The following is a 25,424-nucleotide window of genomic DNA, read 5'->3' as shown; positions in this document are numbered from 1 at the left end:
CCTCGTGGGTAGCGTTTGCTACCAAGGTTAATGCTCTGATTTTAAAGGGCTAGTACAAATGGATAGTGTCATGTATGAGGAGCGTTTTGAACGCTGGCTGAAGGTTTCCATTGGTTTGGCACGATTTGATCCTTTTGTACCTAGCCTTGTGCAAAGTTTGGGGCAAATGGATGCAACTCTTTGTGAGACCGATTTTTCTTTAGTAGAAAAGTACAAGCAGGGAGGAAATGCAAACGAAGACTACGAGCTGATACAAGGGCATCTTACTCATTCATATTTATGGATTTTGGGCTCTTATGAAGTAATTCGCACTCTTACGCAGAGCATTAAGGAAAACAAAAGTGATGACCCTGCGGAAGTGTTAGAGCGTTTTCAGAATGCAAAGAAACGTTTTGCACGCTTAAGGATACCCTTAGCAAAATTTGAAGCCGCTAAAGCACACAAGACGACTGACTTTAAGATTGCATATCCAGGATTTGACTATCTGATTGGCATAGCATGGCAAGTTAGTGATGACGTTGTGATTTCCCGACAAGAACTTTCAGATTTGTTTTTAGAGACGCTAGAGTTTACTCGTGTCCAAAAGCTTAGAAGGTCTCTTGCCAATCATGACCCCCTCTCTTCATCTTGATTGATACAAATGACTTGTACCATACTGCTGTGACATTGATTCCCGCTACATTGCTCAAAGAATCAGACGGTTAGTATTTGGTGTCGCTCTCAGCCAGCTCCACCAAAATTCTCCATCGGTGATTACCAGAGTCATCCGATGAAGTCCTGAAAGCCCGCACGGCGCAAGCCCTGCGGGCTTTTTTGTATCTCCATCAGCCAAAATCACCGCATCGCTCACACGCCAGCGCAAGCGACAACAATTCAGTTTCATCCTCCTCTACAGACAAAATCTCCATCCCTACCGGCAGGCCATGACGGCTCACGCCGCAGGGCAGCGTTATGGCGGGGAACCCGCTGATAGCGGAAAGCTCCGGGGCGCAGCCGGGCGGCATTTTCTCCATGCTGACGGGCTGCTGCTGTACGGTTGGATAGACAAATCCGTCGATGCGGTGCTGCTGCGCCACGTCGCTCAGGCTCTGGCGCAGCAGGCGCTGAAAACGCCGTCCTGCCAGCCAGAGCGGGGTTTTCAGGGTGTGGCTGGTCATCATCTGCTGCAAAAAGGGGGCGAACTCCGGCAGGAAAGCGCCGGAGGTAACAATCTCATTTAATCCTGCCGGGGCGCCGGGCTGCGTGCTGAGCCAGCGGTTAATCGCCGCGTGGAATTCATACAGGCTCAGGCACGTCGCCTTCCTGACGTCATCCAGCAGCGGCAAAGCCACTTCTGCGATCGTCGCACCCGCTTGACGAAGCTGATGTAGCGCCGCGTGCCAGACCGTCAGCTGCGCGTCATCGCTACCCTGCAAGGCGGTAATTACGCCAAAGCGCACGCCTTCTAAGGAACGTACTGGAAGCGGAGCCAGAGGCCTACCGTGGATCACCGCATGGAGCAGCGCCGCATCTTCAACGCCATGCACCATGGGCCCGACGGTATCTTTGCTGGGCGAGAGCGGCGCAACGCCGTCCAGCTGCGCGCGGCGAAACGTGGGTCGTAGCCCCACCAGGCCTGTGTAGCTACAGGGAATACGAACCGAGCCGCCGGTGTCCGTACCCAGCGCCGCGTCGGCCATTCCGGCGGCTACGGCGGCCGCGCATCCGCCGCTGGAGCCGCCAGCGGTCACCGTTGGGCAAAGCGGGTTTGCCACGTCGCCGGCCAGCGAGCTTCGGGAACGCACGTCGAAGGCGAACTCCGACATGTTGGCTCTGGCGAGAATAATCGCCCCTGCCCCGCGCAGCCGCTGCACCACCCGCGCATCCGCCGTCGCCCTGACAGAGGCCAAAGCCCGGCAGCCAAGCGTAATGGGCAGCGGCGCGCAGGCAATATTGTCCTTGATAATCACCGGGACGCCGTGCAAAGGGCCGATCAACTCCCCGCGCCGACGCTGCTGCTGGTAGCGTTTTGCCAGCGCCATAGCCTCGGGATTAACGCCCAGGAGGGCGTTCAGCCCCCGGTGCTGTTCTATCGCTTCTAAACGCCGGGCGATCTCATCCACGCAATCGTCCGGCGGTATCAGGCGCATCATGCTGAGGCTCCTCGTGATGAAAGCCGGGCTGTTGCCCGGCGTATCATTTAGTCCCGCAGGCCGCTGGTGATTGCATCAATCTCCTGCGGTCGCAGACGGATTTCTGCCGCGCGCCGGTGCCCCTGCATCCCCTCGGTGCGGCTCTGGCGGATGGCGGGCTCCGCTATCGCCGGTATGCCCTGCTCATCAATCCACTGATGGGTACAGATTTTGACGTAGGCGCCCACCCACAGGCCGCCGGTGTAGCGCGCCGCCGCCATCGTCGGCAGGGTATGGTTGGTGCCGCAGCATTTATCGGAGAACACCACGCTGGCGTTCTGGCCGATAAACAGCGATCCGTAGTTGCGGATCTTCGCCGCCGTGGCGTGCGGATCGCGGGTATGAATCTGCAAATGCTCCGTCGCCATGTGGTCGGCATAGGCGATGAGCTGCGCTTCATCTTCGCACACCACGATTTCGCCCTGCCGACGCCACGCCTCGCCCGCCGTTGCTGCCGTTGGCAGGCTGCTCAGCTGACGCTCAACCTCTGCCAGCGTGCGCTCGGCGATCTCCCTGCTGGTTGTCGCCAGACCGACGCGGGTATGGATATCGTGCTCCGCCTGCGCCAGCATATCGGCGGCCAGAATGCGCGGGTCGGCGCTGTCGTCGGCGAGGGTGAAAATCTCGCTCGGCCCGGCAAGCGCATCGATACCGACTCTGCCAAACACCTGACGTTTAGCCTCATTCACAAAGGCATTGCCCGGCCCGACAATCTTATCTACCGAAGGAATGCTCTGCGTTCCCCACGCCATCGCCGCAATTGCCTGCGCGCCGCCCACTTTAAAAATGCGGTGCGCGCCCGCCAGGTGGCACACCGCAATCATCGCCGGATGGGCGCCCGGCGGCAGGCAGGCGATAATCTGCTCGCAGCCCGCCACCGTGGCCGGAACAATCGACATCACGGGCGCAGAAAGAATGGGATAACGCCCGCCAGGCACGTAGCAGCCCACCGTCTGCACCGGGATGATCCGGTGCCCCAGATGCACGCCGGGCAGGGTCTCAACCTCCAGCGGCTGCATGGTCGCCAGCTGCGCCTCGGCAAACCGGCGCACCTGCTGGATGGCGAATTCGCTGTCGCGACGGGTCTGGGCATCCATCCCCTCCAGCGCGGCGGCAATCTCCTGCTCGCTCACCTCAAACTGCGACGGCACGACCTTATCAAACTGCCGGGAATAGTCCCGCAGCGCCGCGTCGCCCTCCGCTTTTACCCGTTCGATAATGGCGCCGACCTTGTCCGTTAAAGAACGATCCGCCTGCGCGTCCTGCCCCTGCGGGCGCTTGATCCAGCTCACCTGATCGTGCATTTACGCGTCCTCCATCTGGCCGAGTTTGATTTGCGCCAGCAGGGCGAGATGGTCGTAAACCACCCACTCGTCGACAATTTTTCCGTTAACGATGTGGTAGTGCGACATCCCCATCACGAACAGCCGCTCTCCGGTCGGCTTGCCGAGCGCACCGTAGCCAAGATGGTGACCTTCGATGATCCAGCGCACCGCCACCTTGACGCCGCCTTCGTCACAAGGATTAGAGCAAATATGCTGCGGCAGCCACGCCCCGTCCGGGATCATCCCCACCAGCGCCAGGGTCTGATGCGTCACCGCCGCGGTGCCGTAAAGCTCTTTCATCAGCGGGCCGTGCCACTGCACGTTGGGCGCATAGACTTCTTTGATTTTGCCGAACATCCGGCGGTTATAAATCTCGTGCAGCCAGCGCAGGCACTGCTCTTCGGTATCGCTGTGCGCAATCGACACATCGCATTCGATCTCCGGCGGATACTGGCCCAGCATCCGGCCATTTTCGCCGATATCCGTCACGCGGAAGCCTTTATCGAACTGCTCTTTCGCCATATTGAAGGCGATCTCATCGGTATTGAGGCCAAGCTGCTTCATAAGCGACATGTTGTCGCTCACCACCCACTCGCGATAAATCTTGTTCTCGTGGATCATGCAGTCCGCCACGGTACGGGAGACAAAGGTGCGGTTTGTCGGCTTGCCCAGATGGCTGTACTGGGTGTGACGACCGCTGCCGGTCACCAGGTGCGAGGTATAAAAGCCGTCAACGTCGTTACCGTTCCAGATAACCTGCGTTGCCATGCCGCGTCGTTCCGGGAAGGCGACTAAACGCTGCAGCGTATCCTGCACGACCTGCTCGCGGTTATATAGCGTACCCAGCGCGTTATACAGCACGCAGTTGTGGGTGTAGTGGGAATAAATTAAACCGACGTCGCGCTCGTCCCATATTTTATGGGTGCAGCGAACGATATAATCGACAATATCGGTATAACAATCATCAAATCCTCTTAATGACTGGGCGCGGGGTCTTTTTTCCGGCACCAGGTCAGTAAAGTCGCGGCGTTCTACCTGTAATACAGACTCTTCTTTCAGCGCTTTAACGCTGCTTTTTTCGGGTACGGCTGGTGCTTTATTTGTTGCTTCGGTGGAAGACATATAAACTCCTGCTCTGTTTTCAGACAATAAAAACCCGCACCCGTAAGTGAGGGTGAAATAAAAACGATTATTTCTGGCAGCCGGAATAAGGAGGGCTGCCGCTCCGTTAATTAACGATTTGCGACCAGATCGCTAATTCATCAATTCCCAGATATTCGCGGAAAATTAATCCGTCACGTAATTCAAGCTGGCTAATACCGGTAATTGAGATCGGTTTTCGGGTCGGCGCGCCAAATTTGCCATAGCCGTCATGCCAGGTTAATAACGACCAGCGGAGTGAAATTCGAATCGGCTCGTTGGGATCTTTACGCACAATCAGATGGTGAAGCTGGGTTTCGCTGTCGGCAAAGGAGGCGCGGTAGCCAGAAAGCTGGGCGCTAATCTCCTGTTCGCCGGTACAGATACAGTGGCCGGGAGCGTAAAGCGTGGCAGCCGGATGATACAACCCCGGCACTACGCCGCTGTTGCCGCCCGCCCACATGGTCATGTAGCGCTCCACGACGCCCGCCAGCGCACCTTCCACGTCGTCCCCTTCCGGCCCGCCGGCCCAGCGCGCGTCCAGCGTTTCAGCAGAAACGGCTTCAAGCCCGAGCTGCTGGCGGGCGGTGGCCAGGTTACAGGCGAATTCGCGGATATCCAGCCCCAGCTGCGACACGATGGCGGCGCGATCCTGCAACAGCCACTCCTGGCGCACCGCGCCGTCCACGCAGATGCGGTCGGCCCAGGTACGCACCCAGACATTTTTCCCGGTTGGCGGCCCAAAAAAGCCCTCCCCCTGATGCTGGATCCGCGCAACGGTGCGCTGCGCCGCGTAATACTCATCCGCCGGATCCTGGCTGCAAAGAATATCCTCCGTCAGCACCGAGCGCTGCGGGAAGCTGTGCATGGCTTCCAGCGTAAGGCGCATAAACTGGGAGAGTTCATGCAGCTGTTTTTCCGGAGTGATGAAAACCACCGGCGTGGCGTAGAAATCCGCCAGCTGGCCGATGTCTTTTTGCTCCCACACCACGTGCGTCAGCGTCAAAATGAACTGCTGGATGGAGTCGAACTGTGGGCTGAAGCCCCGCAATCTGCTCATTTGCGCTCCTTAGACTGGAAAAGCGTTAAGCCATTGTTTTCGATAACGCCGCTGCGTGGACGTCGGGCGGAGTGGCGGATCACCAGCGTACCGGGCACCGTGATCTGCTCCGGCTCAATGGTTCCGCTCTCAATTTGCTTCATTAACAGGTCTACCGTGGCATCGACCATCGCGCCCACCGGCTGCGACGCCGAGGTCAGCGCATAGGAGGGCCAGCCGGAGGGGCCGATGTCGTCATACCCGACGACGGACAGATCGTCAGGGATGCGCAGGCCAAACTCGTAGCGCGCCACGTCCATCACCGTCACGGCCATATGATCGTTAGCGACGAAGACCGCGTCCGGCGCGGGCGCTGCGGAAAAGAGCGCGTAGGCCGCCCAGGTGGTTTGGGCGACGTCGTAATTGCCGTTGACCACCTGCACGTCGGTGATGCCGTGCTCTTCCAGCGTGGAAAGAAATCCGCGCTGGCGGGCAACGTTCACCGGGGAGTCCGCCACGCCGCCGACGTAGGCGAAACGCTGGTGCTCCCCCGCGAGCAGGAACTCGGCGATCTGCCGCGCCGCCGCTTCGTTATTGCTGTTAACGCTGGAGGCCATCCCGCTCTCTTCGCTGCGGTTAAACAGCACAACCGGGATCCCGGCGGCAAGACACTCCTCGGACAGCTCCAGCGACAGCGTGACCGAGGCCAGCACAATGCCGTCCACCCGGTACTGCATAATCTGGTCAAAAATACGGTCGACGTTGCCGTCGCGATCCCCGACAAACAGCAGCAGGTGGTAGTTCAGCGTATCGAGCTTTTGCGCCAGCGCCTCCAGCACCTGCGAGTAAAAGGGATTATCAAAGTAAGAGATCACCACGCCGATAATGCGCGAGCGGGCGGTGTTGAGCGAACGGGCGATCGCATTCGGGCGATAGCCAAGCTCCCGCGCCGCCTTCAGCACTTTTTCACGCGTCGCCGGAGAAATGCTGGCCCCCGGCGTGAAGGTTCGCGAGACCGCGGATTGCGATACCCCCGCCAGCTGCGCGACCTGCTGGGATGTGACTGCTGCAAAAGTCTTACGTTTCATTACCCCTGATTCCTTATCAACGTCTTAGCCCTCTGTGCACCGGGTTTTAACGCCTCCGCAAGTGGGTGTTTTTTATTCTTACACCACCTTTGAATGCGTATGCAACACAAAAAAATAAAAATGTCACAACAAGATCCAGATCACTTTACAAACAAGCAACCTTTTCGTAACTTCAAATCTTGAATACGTATGCAAACCGTTTTTCATACCGTCATGATACCGGAGAGAACAGGAGTCGCCCAAAGGACTGAACCGGTAAACGTCGTACCTGGCTGGTTATAACCCATTAATTTTTAAGAGGTTCAAAACCATGTTTCACGCACTGTTACGCCGTCGGGAAGCCCGGCTCTTTTTCATGATCAGCGTCCTGTTCTTTATCTGTATTCACAGCATTGATGCCTTTCTGGCCCCGATGATGATTAACCAGGGCATTGAGCCGCAAATCATGGGCATCATTATGGGGGCGTCCGGTCTGGCGACGCTGCTTATCCGCTTCCCGCTCGGGATTATTTCCGACGTGGTAAAAAGCCGCAGGATCTTTATTCAGGTTGGCCTGCTGCTGCCGATTATCGCCTGGCCGATTGCCTGGCTCGAGCCCAACGCCGTCACGCTGTATCTGGCGAAAGCCGCCGACGGCGTCACGGCGGCGACCTGGGTGCTCTACAACATCCTGTTTATTCGCTATTTCGACCGCAGCGAAGCCCCTGCCGCCGTCGCGCTGCTGGCGCTGGCCGGGCCTATCGGCGTGTTTCTGGGCAACTGCATCGGCGCGGTGCTGATCCACTATTTTGCCAACAACATCGCCTTCTTTGTTTCCTGCATCTCGGCGCTGGTCGCGCTCATCCTCACCACCCGCATTCAGGACGTTCACGACCCGGTGCAGGCGCCCACGCTGAAAGCCTGCATCACCGGCGCGCGCCAGCAGCTTGCCGACAGATCGGTCTGGCTGATTGGCATCCTGGCGACCATCGTGATCCTGGTGCCCTTCGCCACCCGCGACACGCTGACGCCGGTCTACGCCGAGCAGCTTGGCGCCCGGGCGGGGATCCTCGCGCTGCTGGGTAATATTCATCTTCTGTTTTACGGGCTGGCTATCGCCCTGTGCAGCTCGGTGTTTTATCAGCGCCTCGGGCTGGTGAAAACCGCGGTGCTCGGCATCGTCTTACAGGTGATATCAACGTTCGGCATTCCTTTCACCAGCAATATCTACGTTATCTATCTGTGGCAGGCGCTGGCGGGTTTCTCGTTCGGCATGGCGTTTGCGGCCTTTATGTCCCTGAGCGTGGTGAATACCACCGCCGACGAGCAGTCCACCAGAATGGGGCTGTTCCAGACCATCTACTCCTGCGGCATGTTTGTCGGGCCGGTCATGATGGGCGTCATGATGCAGCACATTAACCTGTCGTCCGGGTATCTGCTCATTGCCGCGCTTTCCGTTGTCGCCGCCGTTGCCACGCCGCTGTCCGCACGCTGGGTCTATAACCGCAAGGTGCAAACATCATCCCGGCGGGTGAAAAACGAAGCCTACGCCGCCGCGCCGGATCAATAACGCATTCTTAAGTAAACCCTTATTCCGGCTCGCCGGAAGGGTCACTGACATCTGAAAAAGGTAAGGAGAAGCCTGTGTCCTGGAAATTAAAAAGCGGTAAATCACATGAAGAACGCCAGCAAGCCAACCAGCAAATACGCGAAACGGTGGAGTTTATTCTGGCGGATATTGAAAAACGCGGTAATAAAGCCATTCGCGAATTATCCATTAAATTCGATCGCTACGACCGTCAGGATTATCGCCTGACGCCGGCGGAAATTGATCGCTGTATTAAGCAGCTAAGCCGCCAGGATATTCAGGATATTGAATTTGCCCAGCACCAGGTGGCGAATTTTGCCCGGGCGCAAAAAGCCTGCCTGCGGGATCTGGAAATAGAGACCCGCCCCGGGGTGATATTAGGTCACAAAAATATCCCGATTAACGCCGTGGGGTGTTACGTCCCCGGAGGGAAATATCCGCTGCTGGCTTCGGCCCATATGTCGATCATTACCGCCAGCGTAGCGGGATGTTCCCGAATCATCAGCTGCGCGCCGCCGTTTAACGGCGAGCCCGCGCCCGCGATCGTTGCGGCACAAAAAATGGCGGGCGCCACGGAAATCTATGCCCTGGGCGGCATTCAGGCCATTGGCGCGATGGCGCTCGGCACCGATTCGCTGGCACCGGTAGACATGCTGGTTGGCCCCGGCAACGCCTTTGTGGCAGAAGCCAAGCGCCAGCTCTTTGGGCGCGTAGGTATCGATCTGTTTGCCGGGCCGACGGAAACGCTGGTGATTGCCGACGACACCGTTGATGCCGAAATGTGCGCCACGGATCTGCTCGGCCAGGCCGAACACGGGGTGACCACGCCGGCGATCCTGCTGACCAACTCGCGCCAGCTTGCCGACGAAACCCTGCGCGAAGTGGAACGGCTGCTGCAAAAGCTCCCCACCGCCGATATCGCCCGCCAGTCGTGGCAGGACTATGGCGAAATCATCGTTTGCGACAGCTACGACGAGATGCTGGCGGAGGCGGATCGCATTGCTTCCGAGCATGTACAGGTGATGACCGACCGGGACGACTGGTTCCTGGAACATCTCACCAACTACGGCGCGCTGTTCCTCGGGCCGCGCACCAACGTGGCCTACGGCGATAAGGTTATCGGCACGAACCACACCCTGCCGACGCAAAAGGCCGCGCGCTATACCGGCGGGCTGTGGGTCGGCAAATTCATGAAAACCTGCACCTTCCAGAAAGTGCTTAGCGACGAAGCCACCGCCGAAATCGGCAGCTATTGCTCCCGCCTGTCGCTGCTGGAAGGGTTCGCCGGACACGCCGAGCAGGCCAACATTCGCGTGCGCCGCTACGGGCAGACGGACGTTCCCTACGCAACGCCTGCCCCGGTCAGGGAAAAGGTGTAGCCCATGACCGTTCCGCAAACGCCCTCTTTCGCCCTGCACAGAAAGCGCGCGCTGGTCACCGGCGGCTCCAGAGGCATTGGCTTTGCCGCCGCCGTCGCCCTCGCCCAGGCGGGTGCCGAGGTGTGGATCGCCGCACGGGATCCGCAGGCGCTGGACAAGGCCGCCGCGCTGGCGGCAGAGCATCGGCTGACGCTGCACCCTCTGACGCTGGACATCACCCGCAGCCGGGAAGTGGAGCGGGCGCTGACCGGGCTGCCGGATCTCGACATTCTGGTGAACAGCGCCGGGCTTGCCCGCCACCAGCCGTTCCTGGAGGTGAGCGAGGAGAATTTCGACGCCGTGATGGCGCTTAACCTGCGCGCCACCTTTTTCGTTAGCCAGCGCGTCGCGCATCGAATGCGGGCGGCGGGCAAAGGCGGGTCTATCGTGCATATCTCATCGCAGATGGGCCACGTGGGCGGCCCCGAGCGCAGCGTTTACTGCGCCTCGAAGTTTGCTCTTGAGGGACTGACCCGCACGATGGCGCTGGAGCTGGGGGACGCCGGGATCAGAGTGAATACCCTGTGCCCGACCTTTATTGAAACCGACCTGTCGCGCCCGGCGCTCGGCGATCCGGACTTTCGCCGCTACGTGCTGGACAACATCAAGCTGCGCCGCCTCGGCAGGCTGGAGGACATCATGGGGCCGGTGGTGTTTCTCGCCTCCGACGCCGCCGGGATGATCACCGGCAGCGCCCTGCTGGTAGACGGCGGCTGGACGGCAACGTGAGGCGCGACATGACACCTGCTCTGCTGGATAACAGCGACCTGCCGCTGGTGCTAATTGGCGGCACGCTGTGCAACGCCCGGCTCTGGCAGCCGATCGTCGAACGGCTGAACGTCGCGTCGGTAACCTGCGTCACCCTGACCGGGGCGGACACGGCGCAACGGGCGTCGCGGCGGCTGCTGAATGCCCTGCCGCCGCGCTTTCTGCTGGCGGGGTTTTCTCTCGGCGCCATCGTCGCGCTGCAAATCGCCGCCGATGCGCCGGAGAGGCTCTGCGGGCTGGGGCTGATCTCCGCCAACCCGCTTGCCGACCCGCCGGAAAAAGCCGCCCCGCGCCGGGAAGCGGTACGCACCGCTCGAACGCAGGGCGTGGCCGACTGGCTGCTGGCGGCACTGTGGCGTGATTACGTTGCCCCGTCGCGCCTGCACGACGCGGGTTTACGCAACGTTATCGGGCAGATGGCGAACGAGTGCGGCATCGACACCTTTGCCGCGCAAACGGAAATCGCCATTCACCGACGGGACAACCGGGCGGCGCTCGGCACCCTCGCCTGCCCGATCCTTATCCTTAACGGCGCGCAGGACGGTATCTGCACGCCACATCATCATCAGCTGCTGGCGGAAAGCGCCGCGAACGCGGCCTGGCATACGGTGGAAACCGGCGGACATTTTATCCCGCTGGAAACCCCGGATGAGGTTGCCGCGCCGCTGCGCCAGTGGATCACGGAGTGTATACAGTGCGTAAAAACAGACTAAAAACCGCGTTGCGGGAAAACAGGCCGATCGTTAACGGCTGGCTGGCGATCCCCTCCGGCTATAGCGCGGAAATTATTGGCCACCAGGGCTTTGATGCCGTCACCGTCGATCTGCAGCACGGGATGATTGATTTCGCCAGCGCGCTGACGATGCTGCAGGCGCTGTCCGCCACGCCCGCCGTGCCGCTGGTGCGCGTGGCGGATAACGATCCGGCGCAAATTATGCGCGTCCTGGACGCCGGGGCCTACGGGGTGATCTGCCCCATGATCTCCAGCGCGGAGCAGGCCCGCCGCTTCGTGTCCGCCTGCCGCTATCCGCCGCTGGGGGTACGCTCCTTTGGCCCGGCAAGAGGCTTGCTCTACGGCGGCAGCGACTATCCGCAGCACGCGAACGATGAAATCCTGACCCTGGCGATGATTGAAACCCGCGAAGGGCTGGCAAATCTTGACGCCATTCTCGATACCGACGGCCTGGACGGGGTGTTTATTGGCCCCAACGACCTCTCCCTGACCCTGACGGGCAGCGCCAGCGCCGAGTCGCAACATCCCGAGATGCTGGCCGCCGTTGAGCGGGTGGTTGAGCGCTGCCGCCAGCAGCAAAAGATCGCCGGTATTTTCTGCACCTCCGGCGCCGCGGCGGCGCAGCGTATCGCTCAGGGATTCCACTTTGTTACCCCGGCAAACGACGTGATGCAGCTCGGTCGCGCCTCGCGGGAAGCCATTGCGCTCGCGCGCGGCAACGCCATCCCCGCCACCGGCGCATCCGGCTATTAACAGGAGAAAAAATGAAAACCATCGCTCTTACCCAACGCCAGGCGAGAAGCCGCCTGATTGCCCCCGACGATATGGTGTCGTGCAACCTTGCCTTCATCGACTGCAAGCTGCCCGGCTCGCACCTGAAGCAAAACTATTCGTTTATCGGCCCCGGCGTGACCCAGTCCAGCGAGCAGATTGTGAACATTCCCGAACCGCACGGGTTTAACATCGGCGCGGCGGCGATGCCAAAAGGGGTGACCAATAACCTGCACCTGCACTTCACCGCAGAGGTGTTTCTTATTCATGAGGGAACGTGGCGCTTTCGCTGGGGGGCGCAGGGGGAGCATGAAGCGGAGTTCAGCGCCCCGGCGATCCTCTCCATTCCGACCTGGATTTTCCGCGGCTTTACCAACGTCAGTAAAGAGGACACCAGCGGCATGGTGTTTACGGTGCTCGGCGGCGACAACACCGGCGGCATTATCTGGCACCCGTCGGTGCTCGCGGCGGCCAGCGAATACGGCATGTATTTAAGCAAAGAGAATATGCTGATTGCGCTGGAGCCGGGCGCCCCGCGGCCCGACCCCGCCACGCTGCTGACGCCGCTCTCCCGGGAGTACATTGCCGGGCTGCGCGACTACGGCGTTGAAGAGATGCAAAGGCGCGCGGTCACCGGCGACGACCGCTGCTGGTCTGCGCAGGGGCTGCTGGACGCGGTGCTGCCGGGACACGGCGGCGAGATCGCCCCCGTTATCGGCTTTGGCATATCCCAGGACAGAAACGCCGCCCCGGCGATAACCAGCCCGCACGGTTTTTCCGTCGAATGGCTGCGCCTTGCGGATAACCATGCGGTAGGCCGACACCTGTGCCCGGATATCCAGGTCATTATGGTCTTTAAGGGCCAGCTTGAAGTGACGTGGAACGCGTCGGGCGACGAGGTGAGCGTGATTGCCCCGGAGCGTTCGGTGGTCTCCATTCCGGCAAACAGCTGGCGGCGCTACCGGGCAATCGACGGCAATACCGAGTTTATCCTGACCACCCGCGGCGACCAGCGAAAAAGGATCTACTGGGATGAAGAGATAGTGCAGCAGGCGAAAAGCCACAACCGCTGTCTCGATCCGGATGGCTACGTTGCCGATGCCGATATCCTGCCCGCCACGGCACGCCGGGCAGGCGCGAAGCTGGAACAGTTGCCGCAATAGCTTAATAATAAAATGCCCTCTCCTTTTGGAGAGGGTTGAGATAAGGAAATACGGCGCCCGACGCGCTTATTATTGCCCCGCTTTCCAAAAATAATTCCCCACCGAAACAACCACGCGTTTGAATTAACAAATAATCCTGAATCAAAATCTCCAGTTGATTTATATCAAGGTTGACGCCCCCTTTCCGTGGAAATAATGCGTGTTAGGAAAATTCTTAATCGTTATTCAATGGAACTGCTGAGAGGGTGATATGGACATTACAATTCAAAGTCTTGATTTTATAGCGCAATCGTTTGCAATCATGGATGCGTCGACCAATGCGCGCTCGGTTGAGGCGCTGACGGGCAACATGCCCCTCGAGGTGCGGGACGAATTTAACAGGCGCTACAACCAGTACCGGGACGAGATTATGCAGGTGTCGCACCCTGCGGTCTCGGCGGCGTCTACCTGCGTGGAACGAGGTTAATAACATGCTGAAAACCTACGCGTTGTCGACTTCTGCGGCCATGAAGCGCCTGAACAAAGTGTTTCTGAAAAAGGGGCAAAAGGTTCACAAAATACGTGACAAACGCGCGCAGGATGTCCTGGGCAGGTACTGCATTAAAGACGCGATCACGGGGGATATTATTTCGTTCTCCAACCAGCTCACCGCCTGGCTTGAGGAGGAGTGGCTGCTGGGGTATGAGGAGTTCGTCGCGGATGAAAATATCACAACGGATGGATATCAATAATGCACAGGCCGATTATCATCATTCTGTTTATTCTGTTGACCCTCGCTGCGCTGGCGGAAATAGGGTATTTAACCCTGTGGTGATCTGACGCGGAAAATACCCTGTAGGGAAGTCGCTGAACTTTTACAGTTTTTTCCTAAAGCCTTCCCCGCATTCCCCGTGCCATTATTAATCCCGCACAAAACACAAAAGTCATTGAGGATAAATGATGAAAAAGACAATTATTGCATTATCTGCCGTTCTGCTGGCTGCTCCTGTTTTTGCCGCGACCACACACGCCACTGACGAAACCGTAGCTGCCGCAAATGCGAACGCCAACGACGCGAAGCAAAAGCTGCATGAAGAGCAGAACAAAGGTGAAGAGCTGAAGCTCAAGAACAAACACGCTGCGGAAGGCAAGAGCGAAAACTTCTCCAGCAAGGTGAGTGAAGATTCCCAGAAAGCCTGGCATAAAACCAAAGAAGGCACCGAGAAGGGCTGGGATGCAACCAAAGAAGGTGCGGAAAAAGGCTGGAACAAGACCAAAGAAGGCGCTTCCGAGCTGGAAAAGAAAGTCACTGAGTAATGTTTCTGATAAAAAGACCCGGCGCCGAACGCCGGGTCTTTTTTTATGCCCACTCCCCTGCCCTCTTCAGCCCGGTTCCGCCCGGCGCGAGCGCAAGCGGGGGGCGATTAGCCTCTTCAGGCTGTGCTCCGGGTATATACGGTTGGCTGTGCATGCCGTTAATGCGCCAATGCTTTTTTATTCTTTAACTGAAGCGATTTTTCAACGCAGCGGCAAAGCAACTCCATGACATATATTTTTAATACCTCTTTTACGCAAAAAAGATTGAATTAACCCTCGTTAGCAGATTATATTTATCGCGCAACGAAGAAATTAAAAAAAATCCCGCTAAACATAATATATGATATTCCCTAAGTTATATAACCAGACTTAAATTAGTATTAAGCTACCGTAAAATACTCACAAAAATAAACGTAACAGATATCACAAAATCTTCATCCATTTTCACCCCCGCTTCCTTACACCCCGCGCAGAGCAAGGCCTACAGCCTGATACGACCCGGAAATCTAAGACTTATTTACCCTGTTTTTATTTACTTTCACCCAATTTGCGTATTTCTCTTTTTCTGGCTATATCATTTTCATGCCTGTTTAAAAAATACCACTGTTAATAAAAGGGTTTTGCCGTAAATAACGACTGTAAATAATTTCACCAGCCGTAAATAACATGTTTATACATCGCATAGCCACTCTTCAAACTGGCGGGCCTCGTTCGCCCTGAAGAAATCAAAAGAGAGTTGCTAATCCAAATAGCCTCGCTGCGGGAGCCGTAACCCTATGAGCAAAATATCTGTTATCTCAAAATTAACCGGCGTGGAAACAACGACCGAGGGCAGTCAGGTTACGCTGAGCCACTCTTCAATCGTTGAACTCCATCTTGAACGCTCCGAGATTAATCACTTTGCCCGCAGCAGCAATGACCTGGTGATTACCCTGAACTCGGGTGAAACCATCACCATCAAAAACTTCTACGTGACGGACGCCCAGGGCCTGAGCCAGCTGGTGCTTGAAGAGAGCAACGGCGCGCTGTGGTGGGTGGAAGATCCGGCTGGCGTCGCGCAGTACGAGTCGATTGCCTCTACGGATGCGCTGATTGCTGCCGCCGGGACGGATTCCTCCACGGGCGGCGCGATCTGGCCGTGGGTGCTTGGCGCCGTTGCCGTCGGCGGGGGCGTGGCCCTTGCGGCAGGCGGTGGTGGCGGTGATGGCGGCAGTGATAATAACGGCAATACCGGCGGCGGTAACACGGGCGGCGGAAATACCGGCGGTGGCAACACGGGCGGTGGGAATACCGGCGGCGGTAATACGGGTGGTGGCAATACGGGCGGCGGCAATACGGGTGGTGGAAATACCGGCGGTGGCAATACCGGCGGCAATAATCCTGACACCACCGCTCCCGCAGCGCCCGTTATCTCCGGCGCGAAAGATGACGTGGGCTCGATTCAGGGGGCGTTAACCCGCGGGCAAACCACCGACGATACCCGTCCGACCTTCAGCGGCACCGCTGAAGCGGGGGCAAAAGTCACGATTTACGACAACGGCAAGGCCATCGGCACGGTGACGGCGGGCAGCGACGGGAAGTGGTCCTTCACGCCGTCGACCGGGCTGAGCGAAGGCTCGCACAGCATCACCACCACCGCGACCGACGCCGCGGGCAATACCGGCCCGGCCTCGCCTGCGTTTACGGTGGTTATCGATACCACGCCGCCCGCCACGCCGGGCGTGCTGAGCGCCAGCGATAACAGCGGCACGACCACCGTGCCGATTCTCGGCGGCCAGTATACCCATGCCAAAACGCCCGTCCTGAGCGGTAAAGGGGAACCCGGCGATACCATCACCCTGTACGACAAAGGGGTGAAAATTGGCGAAACCAAGGTGGATGCCAACGGCAACTGGAGCTTTACCCCCGGCAGCGGGTTGTCTGAAGGGTCGCACTCCCTGACGATCACCGCCACCGACCCGGCAGGCAACACCAGCGGCATGTCCGGCGCCCTGAACTTTATTATCGATACCCAGCCGCCTGCGACCCCGGTCGCGCAAATCAACGGCGCGGGGGATCAGATCACCGGGACGGCGGAAGCGGGCAGCACCGTGACCATCAAAAACGCAGCCGGAACCGTGATTGGCAGTACAGTGGCCGATGCCACCGGGCACTATACCATCGCCCTCAACCCGGCGCTGGCGAACGGTGAAAAGCTGTCCGTTATCGCTACCGACGAGGCGGGCAACAACAGTACGCCAGCCAGCCTGACGGCGCCGGATACCACCCCTCCGCAGATCCCAACCGGGGTGGTGGTGAATCAGGATGGCGATCACGTCACCGGGAAAGCCGAAGCGGGCAGCACCGTGGTCGTTAAGGATCAAAACGGCCAGCCGATCGGCAGCGGCACGGCCGACGGCAACGGCAATTTCGACGTCACCATTTCCCCACCGCAGAAAAACGGTGAGATTCTGGAGGTCACGGCAACCGACGGCGCGAACAACACCAGCCAGCCTGCCCATGCCACGGCACCGGACACCACGCCGCCCGCCGCGCCGACCGACCTGGCCATCTCTGACGATGGCACCACCCTGACCGGCAAGGCCGAAGCGGGCAGCACCGTGACCGTCAGCAACGGTACGACGACGGTCGGCACCGTCAAGGTAGACGATCAGGGTAACTTCTCGGTGAAGCTCGTCCCGTCTCAGGCGAACGGGGAAACCTTAACCGCCCAGGCCACCGATCCAGCGGGCAATACCGGCGGGCCAGCCAGCATCGTTGCGCCGGATATTACTCCGGCCGAAACGCCGGTGATTATCGGCGTCACGGACAACGTGGATGACTTTACAGGCAGCGTCGCCAACGGCGGCGTGACCAACGACAGCCACCCGACCATCTACGGCACCGGGGAGGCGGGCACCACGCTCGATCTCTACACCAACGGCAACAAGATTGGCTCAACGGTCGTGCAGGCAGACGGCACCTGGAGCTTCCCGGCGGACGTGCATCTGGTGGAGGGCGGGAACGTCATTACCGCCAAAGCCGTGGACGGCAAAGGCCAGGAGAGCGGCTGGTCGGCCTCCTGGACCATCACCGTTGACACCCAGGCACCGAACGCGCCGTCCATCAGCGAAGTGATTGACGACGCCGCCGCCAGTACCGGGAACATCGTCAGCGGGCAGTTGACCAACGACACCACCCCAACCTTCAACGGCACCGGGGAGCCGGGCGCGACCATTAACATCGTCGAGGGCGGCGTGGTGATCGGCACCGCGCTGGTAGCCGCCAACGGGTCGTGGACCTGGACGCCGTCCAGTGCCAACGCCTTTACCACCGGCACGCACAACCTCAGCTTCGTGACGGTGGACGCTGCCGGGAACCACAGCACCACCTCCAGCGACTTTGTGCTTAACCTCTCCACCGTCGCGCCCGATAAGCCTACCATCGGCGACGTAACGGATGACGTGGGCAGCGTACAAGGCCCGATTACCAGCGGAACGCCGACCGACGACACCCGACCGCTGTTTGAAGGTACAACCGAGGCGGGCAGCACCGTCGCCATTTACGACGGCGATAAGCTGCTGGGCAACGCGACGGTCGACGCGTCCGGCAACTGGAGCTTTACGCCGCCGCTGCCGCTCGGGGAAGGTTCGCACCAGATAACCGCGGTTGCCACCAACGCCGCCGGGAATACCACCACCTCCGATCCGTTTGAAGTGGTGATCGACACCATTGCGCCCGACGCGCCATCCACGCCGGTCGTTACCGTGAACCCGGACGGCGTGGACGTTACGCTGCCGCCGGGCCAGCCGACCCGCGACACCACGCCGACCCTGAGCGGCACGGGCACGGCGGGCGATATCATCACCATCTACAACGGGAATACGGTGCTGGGCACCGCCGAGGTCGACGGCAGCGGAAACTGGACGTGGACGCCGGAAACCCCGCTGCCAAACGGCACCTATAACATCACCCTGACCGCCACCGATAAGGACGGCGCGGGCAACGAGAGCGCCGCCTCGCACGGGGCGACGATCATTATCGATACCGATCCTCCGGCAACGCCGTCCGCGCCGGTGATTACCGATAACGTGGACGCCAACACCGGGGTGATTGCCAATAACGGCACCACCAACGATCCGCGTCCGGTGCTGAGCGGCACGGGCACCGCCGGGGATACGATCACCATTTACGACGACTACAACGGCACGAAAGGCCCGGTGGGTACGGCGACGGTGGATATCAACGGCAACTGGAGCTTCCAGCCGTCGACGCTGGGCCAGGGGGATCACACCTTTACCACCACGGCAAAAGACGAGGCCGGGAACGTCAGCGCGAGCGGCGCGCCGATTACCGTGACGGTGGACACCTTAGCCCCCGCGCAGCCGTCAGATATCACCATTAACGTGCAGGGCACCACCCTGTCCGGAACGGCGGAAGCCGGTTCAACGGTGGAGATCCGCGATGCCAACAACAACCTGATCGGCACCGGCACCGCCGATAGCAACAACCACTTCAGCATCCCTCTGACCCCGCCGCAGACGTCGGGCAATAACCTGACGGTGACCGCCGAAGACCAGGCCGGGAACACCAGCGATCCGACCAGCTATGAGGTGACGGGCACCGTGCAGCCGCCAACCATCGATACCATTATCGATGACGTTGGTGTTCTGGTGGGCGATGTGAAAGGCAGTACCTCGGACGACACGCTCCCGGTGCTGAACGGTACGGCTGCGGCGGGCAGCACCGTGACGATTTACCAGGACGGTGCGGTGCTGACGACCATTACGCTTGGGCCTACCCAGACCACCTGGAGCTTCGAGCTGACCTCTCCGCTCTTGAACGGTCAGCACACCTTTACCGCCACGGCAACCGTTGGCACGGCGACAAGCGATCCTTCGGCCGCCGCAACCGTCAACATTGCTACGACTTCTGCCGGCATTCCGGTCATCGGCGCCGTGACGGACGATGTGCCGCCTTACGTCGGGCCGCTCACCAGCGGGCAGTGGACTAACGACAGCAACCCGACCCTGAGCGGCACCGCCGGGGTGGGGGATATCATCACCATCTACGACAACAATGTTCCCATCGGCGTCGCGACGGGGCTGGAGAATGGAGCCTGGAGCTTCACGCCCGGCGTACAGATAGACGGAGCCCACTCCTACACGATTACCGTGACTCACCTGGGCATCCCTAGCGCCCCTTCCCTGCCGTTTGTGGTGAATATCGACACCACCGCGCCGGACAAGCCAACGATCGATACCATCACCGACGACGTGCCGCTGTTCGTGGGCGGCATTGATAAAAACGCCGCCACTAACGACACCACGCCAACCCTGAACGGTACAGCCGAAGCGGGCAGCACGGTGACCATCAGCGACAACGGCGCGGTGCTGGGTACGGCGGTGGCGGACGGCAGCGGCAGCTGGACCTTCACGCCGTCGAAAGCCCTGCCGGACGGCCCGCACAACTTCACGGTGGTGGCGACCGACGCGCTGGGCAACCAGAGCACGGTGTCGGACGGCTACGCCATTACCATCTCCACCACGCCGCCTGCCCAGCCCACGCTCGATACGGTCGCTGACGACGTGCAGGGAGCCGTGGGCAACCTCACCAACGGGCAGCTGACCAACGACAGCCTGCCGACCCTGAGCGGAACCGGCACCGAAGGTAACGTCATTCACATTCTGGACAACGGCGTGCAGATAGGGACGGCGATCGTCACCGGGGGCGCGTGGAGCTTCACCCCGACCACCGCGCTGGGCGACGGCGTGCACAACCTGCGCGTGTACGCCAGCGATGACGCTGGCAACGTGTCCACCGCCACGCCGGCCTTTGCCATCACCGTTGACGCCACACCGCCAGCCGACCCTGTCGTAACGGGCGTGCTGGACGACGCGGGCACGATTACCGGGCAAATTGCCGCTAACGGACGCACCGATGACAGCCGCCCAACCCTGAGCGGCACCGGGGAAGCGGGCTCGACTATCCACATCCGGGACGGCGCGACGGAGATCGGCACGGCGGTCGTGACCGCCGCAGGCACGTGGACGTTCACCCCGACCACCGCGCTTGGCGAGGGGTCGCACACCCTGACCATCAACGCCACCGATCCGGCCGGCAATACCAGCACCGGCAGCGCGACCGTCAGCTTCACCGTCGATACCAGCGCTCCACTGGCACCGGTGGTGGTTAGCGTTCTTGACGACGCTGGCCCGACGGTGGCTATCGGCAACGGAGGCTCGACGAACGACGCCACGCCAACCTTCGGCGGCTCGGCGGAAGCCAACGCCCTGATCGTCGTTTACGACAACGGCAAGCAGATTGGCCAAATCTCGGCAGACGGGACGGGGATCTGGAACTTCACCCCTACCGCGCTGACCGAGGGCAGCCACAGCTTTACCTTTACCGCCACCGACGCCGTGGGCAACACCGGCCCGGCCTCGTCGCCGTTTGTGGTGGTGGTTGATCTGACGCCGCCGGCCGCCCCGGCGATTACCCAGGCGGTTGACGATGTTGGTGCGATTCAGGGGCCGCTCGGCACCGGGCAGCTCACCGACGACGCCCAGCCGCTGCTGAAAGGCACCAGCGAACCGCTGGCGACCATTAACATCTACGAAGGCACGCAGCTGCTCGGCACCACCACCGCCGATATCAGCGGGAACTGGTCGCTGCAGCTGAACGCCAACCTGAGCGAAACCACCCACAGCCTGACGGCGGTGGCGGTGGATGCCGCCGGAAACGCCAGCGATCCGTCCGCGCCGTTCCTGATTACCGTCGACACCACGCCGCCAGCGCCGCCGGTTATCCTCACCGTGGCTGACGATATCGGCCCAATTACCGGCAACCTGACTGTCGGCCAGCTCACGGACGACAGCAAACCGACCCTGTCCGGGACGGCGGTCGCGGGCTCGGTGGTGCGTATTTACGACGGCTCAACCCTGCTCGGCAGCGTGGTGGCCACCAACGGCAGCTGGAGCTTTACCCCCACCACCCCGCTCGCGGACGGCTCGCACACCCTGCGCGCCACCGCCAGCGATCCGGCGGGTAACGTCAGCGGCGATTCAAACACCTTCACCCTGGTGGTGGATGCCACGGCGCCGACCGCGCCGACCATTACCTCCATCGTGGACGATGTGGGCACTGTCACCGGGCCGATTATCGGCTCGAACCCGACCAACGATACCCAGCCAACGCTGAACGGTACGGCGGAAGCCAACAGCGTGGTCAGAATTTACGACGGCGCGACGCTCGTCGGCCAGGTCACGGCGGACGCCAACGGCAACTGGACGCTCCCGCAGACCACCACCGTGCTGACCAACGGGCAGCATAACTTTACCGTGACCGCGACGGATGCCGCGGGCAACACCAGCGCGGCCTCGGCCATCACCTCGATTGTGGTGGATACCATTGCGCCGCTGGTGCCGGGCGGTCTGGCGGTGGTCAACGTCGGCACCCGCGTAACGGGTACCGCGGAAGCGGGCAGCACCGTCACCATCACCACCAGCGGCGGCACGGTGCTTGGCACCGCCACGGCGGACGGTAGCGGCAACTTTACCGCCACCATCAGCCCGGCGCAGACCAACGGCGAAACGCTGCTGGCTTTCGCCACCGATAAGGCGGGCAACGCCGGACTGACCTCCTCGGTCATTGCGCCGATTACCGCCCTGCCGGGCGCGCCGGTGATTACCACCGTTACCGATGATTTCGGCACGGTGAAAGGCACCCTGAGCAACGGGCAGAGCACCGACGACAATACCCCGACGCTGACCGGGACCGCGCAGGCGGGCTCTACCGTCACCCTGTTTAACAACGGGGTGTCGATGGGCACGGTCGTTGCGGACGTTAACGGCAACTGGAGCTTTACTGCCCCGGCCCTGAGCGAAGGCTCCCACGCCTTTACCGCCATCGCCACCAACGGCACGGGCACCGGGCCGGTATCGGGCAGCATCGCCGTGGTGGTGGATACCACCGCGCCGGGCATCCCGACGGGCACCTTTAACGCCGACGGCAGCGTGCTGACCGGACAGGCCGAAGCGGGCAGCACGGTGACCATTCGCCTGCCGGACGGCACCACCTATACCACCACTGCCAACGCCAGCGGCGTCTTCACCCTGAACTTTGCCAACAAGCAGACCGAAGGGGGCATTCTGACCCTCAACGCGACCGACGCCGCGGGCAATACCTCGCTGGCGGGTCAGGTTACCGCCCCTAACCTGCCGCTCTCTGCCGCCAACAACCTCGACGAGCTGAACTTCACCACCACGGCGACGGTGACCGATGCCCAGTACAGCGATTACGGTCTGCTGCTGGTGGGCGCGGTGGGCAACGTGCTCTCGCTGCTGGGGGACAACAGCGCGCAGGTCACCTTTACCGTTGACCCGGGCGCGTCGGCCAACATCAACATTAACGCCTACGGCACGGGGGCGGTGCTCAGCCTGCTCAACACCATGCAGATTGTGGTGCAGCACTGGGATGCCACCAACAACGTCTGGACCACCGTGGTGGATTCCGGGGACGGCAGCACGCTGAACCTGTTAACCCTCGGGGCAAACGGGGTGTCCCTGAATCTGACCGGACTCGCCCAGGGCCAGTATCGGGTGCTGACCTATAACACCAGCCTGCTGGCGACCGGGGCTTACAGCAGCCTGGACGTGGACGTCACCCAGACCAGCGCGGGCACCATCGTGGGCAGCAACCTCAACGTTGCGGGTAACGTCATCACCGACAACGACACGGTGTCCGGCAGCGATAACGCGCCGTCCGGCACCCTGGTCACGCAGGTCACCAACGCCCAGGGTCAGGTGACGACGGTCAATGCCACCGGCACGACCGTGGTTCACGGTCTGTACGGCGATTTGACCATCAACGCCAACGGCAGCTACACCTACACCCTGACCACCACCAGCGCCAGCGCCAACGGCCGCACGGAGAACTTCACCTACACCATCGCCCACAACGGGGCGACGGCGAGCGCCCAGCTGGTGATCCAGCTCGGCACCAGCTCCGGCGCCACGGTGGCGCACGCCACGGCGGTGGATGACGCGGCGAGCTTTGTCTTCGATACCAGCGTTCACGCCATCGACAACGGCTCCTCGTCCCAGGGCGGATTCACGGTGGTGGGCGTCGGGCTCGGGAACGTGCTGACCCTCGACGTGCTGAGCGACCTCAGCAACCCGATTATCTATAACGTCGATCAGGGCACCACCCGCACCATGACCCTGCAGGCCAGCGTTGGCGGGGTCGCCATCGGCTCGGTGTTTGACCTTTACGTCTATAAGTTCAACGCCGCGACCCAGACCTACCAGCAGTACCGCTACGATAAGAGCTGGCTGACCGCGCCGCTGCTGGGGGGCACCTCCAGCAAGCTGACGCTGGAACTCCCGGCGGGGCAGTACCTGTTCCTGCTGAACACCGCCTCGGGGATCACCGCCCTGACCGCGTACACCCTGAACGTGCTTGAGGATCACGTTTACACCGTGTCCAGCACCGACGGTTCCACCAGCGGCAACGTGATGGCGGACGACATCCTGCCAACCGGCATCACCGCCACGGTCACGGAGGTGAACGGCGTGCAGGTCGCCACCGGCGCGCCGACCACTATTCAGGGGCTGTACGGCACGCTGACCATTGATTCACAGGGTAACTACAGCTACGCCCTGAAGGCCGGAACCGGGGCAGACAAAATCAGCACGCCTGACACCTTTGTCTACACCATTACCGACTCGACCGGGCATAAGGACAGCGCCTCGCTCAACATCACCCCAACGCCGCACGCGCTGGACGCCATCAACGACGTCAGCAAGCTGGTCACCTTCGATGCCGCCCAGCACGTCGCGGCCTGGAGCGATACCTCCGTGGGCAGCGCAAGCTGGACGACTGCGCTGCTGAGCACCACACGCGCCTCCGGCAGCGGCACCTTCGTCGTCGACCCGAACACGGCGCTGCACAACGTGGTGCTGCACTTTGACATCTCCTCCCTGCTGCCGCTGGGCGGGCTGGGGGTCACCTGGTCGATTACGCTGCAAGGATCTGCAACGCCGATTGCCTCCAGCTCGTTTACCGGGGGCTCCACCACCATCAACCTGAGCAACCTGGATCTGGATGCGGGCACCTACACCCTGAGCTTCACCGGTACGGCGGGCCCGGTCAGCGTGGGCGGGATCACGATCACTCCATACGTAACGGGCACCTCGGTATCCCTCAACAACTTCGAAACCACCGCCGGGCATCTGGTGACGGGCAATATCTACGACGGTACGGATTCCCAGGGGGCGCTGGATCAGCTGTCCTCGGTGAACACCCGCCTGAGCATTACCGGCTACGACGGCCACGTCACGACGCTGGATCCGTACACCACCAGCAACGCCAGCGCGTCGATCGTCGGGCACTACGGCACGCTCTCCCTCAGCGTGGACGGCAGCTACACCTACACGCTGAACAGCGGGATCTCCCTTGCCACCATGACCAGCAAGGAGGTCTTTAACTACACCCTGACCGCCGCCAACGGCCAGACCGACAACGCCTCGCTGACCATCAACCTGTCGCCGCAGATGATCAGCACCAACCACAACGACACCATGACCGGCAGCGTCTATGGCGACACGCTGATCTATAACGTCCTCGACACCACCGCAGGCGCCGCAACCGGAGGCAACGGCAGCGGGGATCACTGGACGAACTTCTCCGTATCCCAGGGAGATAAGATCGACATCGGCGACCTGCTGGTGGGCTGGAACGGGCAGAACTCAACGCTCGGTAACTATGTGTCCGTCACTACCAGCGGAAACAACACCGTGATTTCCATCGACCGCGACGGCACGGGAAGTGCCTACGCTAAAAGCACCCTGGTCACCCTGGATAATGTTCAGACCACCTTCGACGAACTGGTGAATCAGCACCACAACATCATTACCTGACAGACGTAAGCGTAAAAAAATGACCCGGGCGCTTGCCGCCCGGGCAT

16 protein-coding genes are annotated in these 25,424 nt (G+C 60.7%); 11 read left to right on the top strand and 5 right to left on the bottom strand.

All coding sequences use genetic code 11. The annotated features are described in order from the left end of the window. Window positions 1-58: 58 nt before the first annotated feature. The gene (locus AB6V08_RS15045) at window positions 59-631 is read left to right on the top strand and encodes a hypothetical protein (protein WP_368543655.1); all 573 of its coding nucleotides are present in this window, start codon (window positions 59-61) and stop codon (window positions 629-631) included. A gap of 193 nt (window positions 632-824) precedes the next feature. On the opposite strand, the gene AB6V08_RS15040 is transcribed toward AB6V08_RS15045, so the two are convergent. The 5 genes from AB6V08_RS15040 to AB6V08_RS15020 form a co-directional block, all read right to left on the bottom strand. Further along, window positions 825-2,132: an amidase family protein gene (locus AB6V08_RS15040; RefSeq protein ID WP_368543654.1), complete on the bottom strand. Its 1,308-nt coding sequence runs from the start codon at window positions 2,130-2,132 to the stop codon at window positions 825-827. Window positions 2,133-2,179: 47 nt separating this feature from the next. Next, entirely contained in the window at window positions 2,180-3,475 is a 1,296-nt protein-coding gene (gene hisD, locus AB6V08_RS15035) for a histidinol dehydrogenase (protein WP_368543653.1), read from the bottom strand. Further along, window positions 3,476-4,618, bottom strand: a complete 1,143-nt coding sequence (locus AB6V08_RS15030) for a nuclear transport factor 2 family protein (protein ID WP_368543652.1) — start codon at window positions 4,616-4,618, stop codon at window positions 3,476-3,478. 106 nt (window positions 4,619-4,724) lie between these two features. Then, window positions 4,725-5,696 (bottom strand): nuclear transport factor 2 family protein, encoded by a 972-nt coding sequence (locus tag AB6V08_RS15025; RefSeq protein WP_368543651.1) that lies wholly within the window; start codon window positions 5,694-5,696, stop codon window positions 4,725-4,727. Beyond that, window positions 5,693-6,763, bottom strand: coding sequence for a LacI family DNA-binding transcriptional regulator (locus AB6V08_RS15020; protein ID WP_368543650.1), 1,071 nt, complete (start codon window positions 6,761-6,763; stop codon window positions 5,693-5,695). The genes AB6V08_RS15025 and AB6V08_RS15020 overlap by 4 nt, the downstream gene beginning before the upstream one ends. Window positions 6,764-7,073: 310 nt before the next feature. Here AB6V08_RS15020 and AB6V08_RS15015 point away from each other — a divergent pair, with 310 nt between their 5' ends. The 10 genes from AB6V08_RS15015 to AB6V08_RS14970 all read left to right on the top strand — a co-directional run bounded on the left by AB6V08_RS15015 (window position 7,074) and on the right by AB6V08_RS14970 (window position 25,377). Continuing rightward, window positions 7,074-8,312 carry an MFS transporter gene (locus AB6V08_RS15015; protein ID WP_368543649.1) on the top strand — a complete coding sequence of 413 codons (1,239 nt, stop codon included), beginning with the start codon at window positions 7,074-7,076 and terminating at the stop codon, window positions 8,310-8,312. Between the two features lie 74 nt (window positions 8,313-8,386). Continuing rightward, window positions 8,387-9,709, top strand: a complete 1,323-nt coding sequence (gene hisD, locus AB6V08_RS15010; protein WP_368543648.1) for a histidinol dehydrogenase — start codon at window positions 8,387-8,389, stop codon at window positions 9,707-9,709. Between the two features lie 3 nt (window positions 9,710-9,712). Further along, window positions 9,713-10,477, top strand: a complete 765-nt coding sequence (locus AB6V08_RS15005) for an SDR family NAD(P)-dependent oxidoreductase (protein ID WP_368543647.1) — start codon at window positions 9,713-9,715, stop codon at window positions 10,475-10,477. Window positions 10,478-10,485: 8 nt separating this feature from the next. Continuing rightward, window positions 10,486-11,229 carry an alpha/beta fold hydrolase gene (locus AB6V08_RS15000; RefSeq protein ID WP_368543646.1) on the top strand — a complete coding sequence of 248 codons (744 nt, stop codon included), beginning with the start codon at window positions 10,486-10,488 and terminating at the stop codon, window positions 11,227-11,229. Then, window positions 11,211-12,002: an HpcH/HpaI aldolase/citrate lyase family protein gene (locus AB6V08_RS14995; protein ID WP_368543645.1), complete on the top strand. Its 792-nt coding sequence runs from the start codon at window positions 11,211-11,213 to the stop codon at window positions 12,000-12,002. Before AB6V08_RS15000 ends, AB6V08_RS14995 begins: the two co-directional genes overlap by 19 nt. A gap of 11 nt (window positions 12,003-12,013) precedes the next feature. Then, entirely contained in the window at window positions 12,014-13,183 is a 1,170-nt protein-coding gene (locus AB6V08_RS14990) for a cupin (protein WP_368543644.1), read from the top strand. Between the two features lie 250 nt (window positions 13,184-13,433). Next, window positions 13,434-13,649, top strand: coding sequence for a glycogen synthase (locus AB6V08_RS14985; RefSeq protein WP_368543643.1), 216 nt, complete (start codon window positions 13,434-13,436; stop codon window positions 13,647-13,649). A gap of 4 nt (window positions 13,650-13,653) precedes the next feature. Next, window positions 13,654-13,914, top strand: a complete 261-nt coding sequence (locus tag AB6V08_RS14980) for a hypothetical protein (RefSeq protein WP_368543642.1) — start codon at window positions 13,654-13,656, stop codon at window positions 13,912-13,914. A 208-nt stretch (window positions 13,915-14,122) separates the two neighbouring features. Continuing rightward, window positions 14,123-14,479 (top strand): hypothetical protein, encoded by a 357-nt coding sequence (locus AB6V08_RS14975; protein WP_368543641.1) that lies wholly within the window; start codon window positions 14,123-14,125, stop codon window positions 14,477-14,479. A 776-nt stretch (window positions 14,480-15,255) separates the two neighbouring features. After that, window positions 15,256-25,377: a BapA/Bap/LapF family large adhesin gene (locus AB6V08_RS14970; RefSeq protein ID WP_368543640.1), complete on the top strand. Its 10,122-nt coding sequence runs from the start codon at window positions 15,256-15,258 to the stop codon at window positions 25,375-25,377. Window positions 25,378-25,424: the final 47 nt, after the last annotated feature.

The organism is Enterobacter soli (assembly GCF_964208575.1).
Classification (GTDB): Bacteria; Pseudomonadota; Gammaproteobacteria; order Enterobacterales; family Enterobacteriaceae; genus Enterobacter; species Enterobacter soli_A.
The sequence above is the reverse complement of the archived record's forward strand: the minus strand, read 5'-3'. Positions and strand labels throughout refer to the sequence as shown.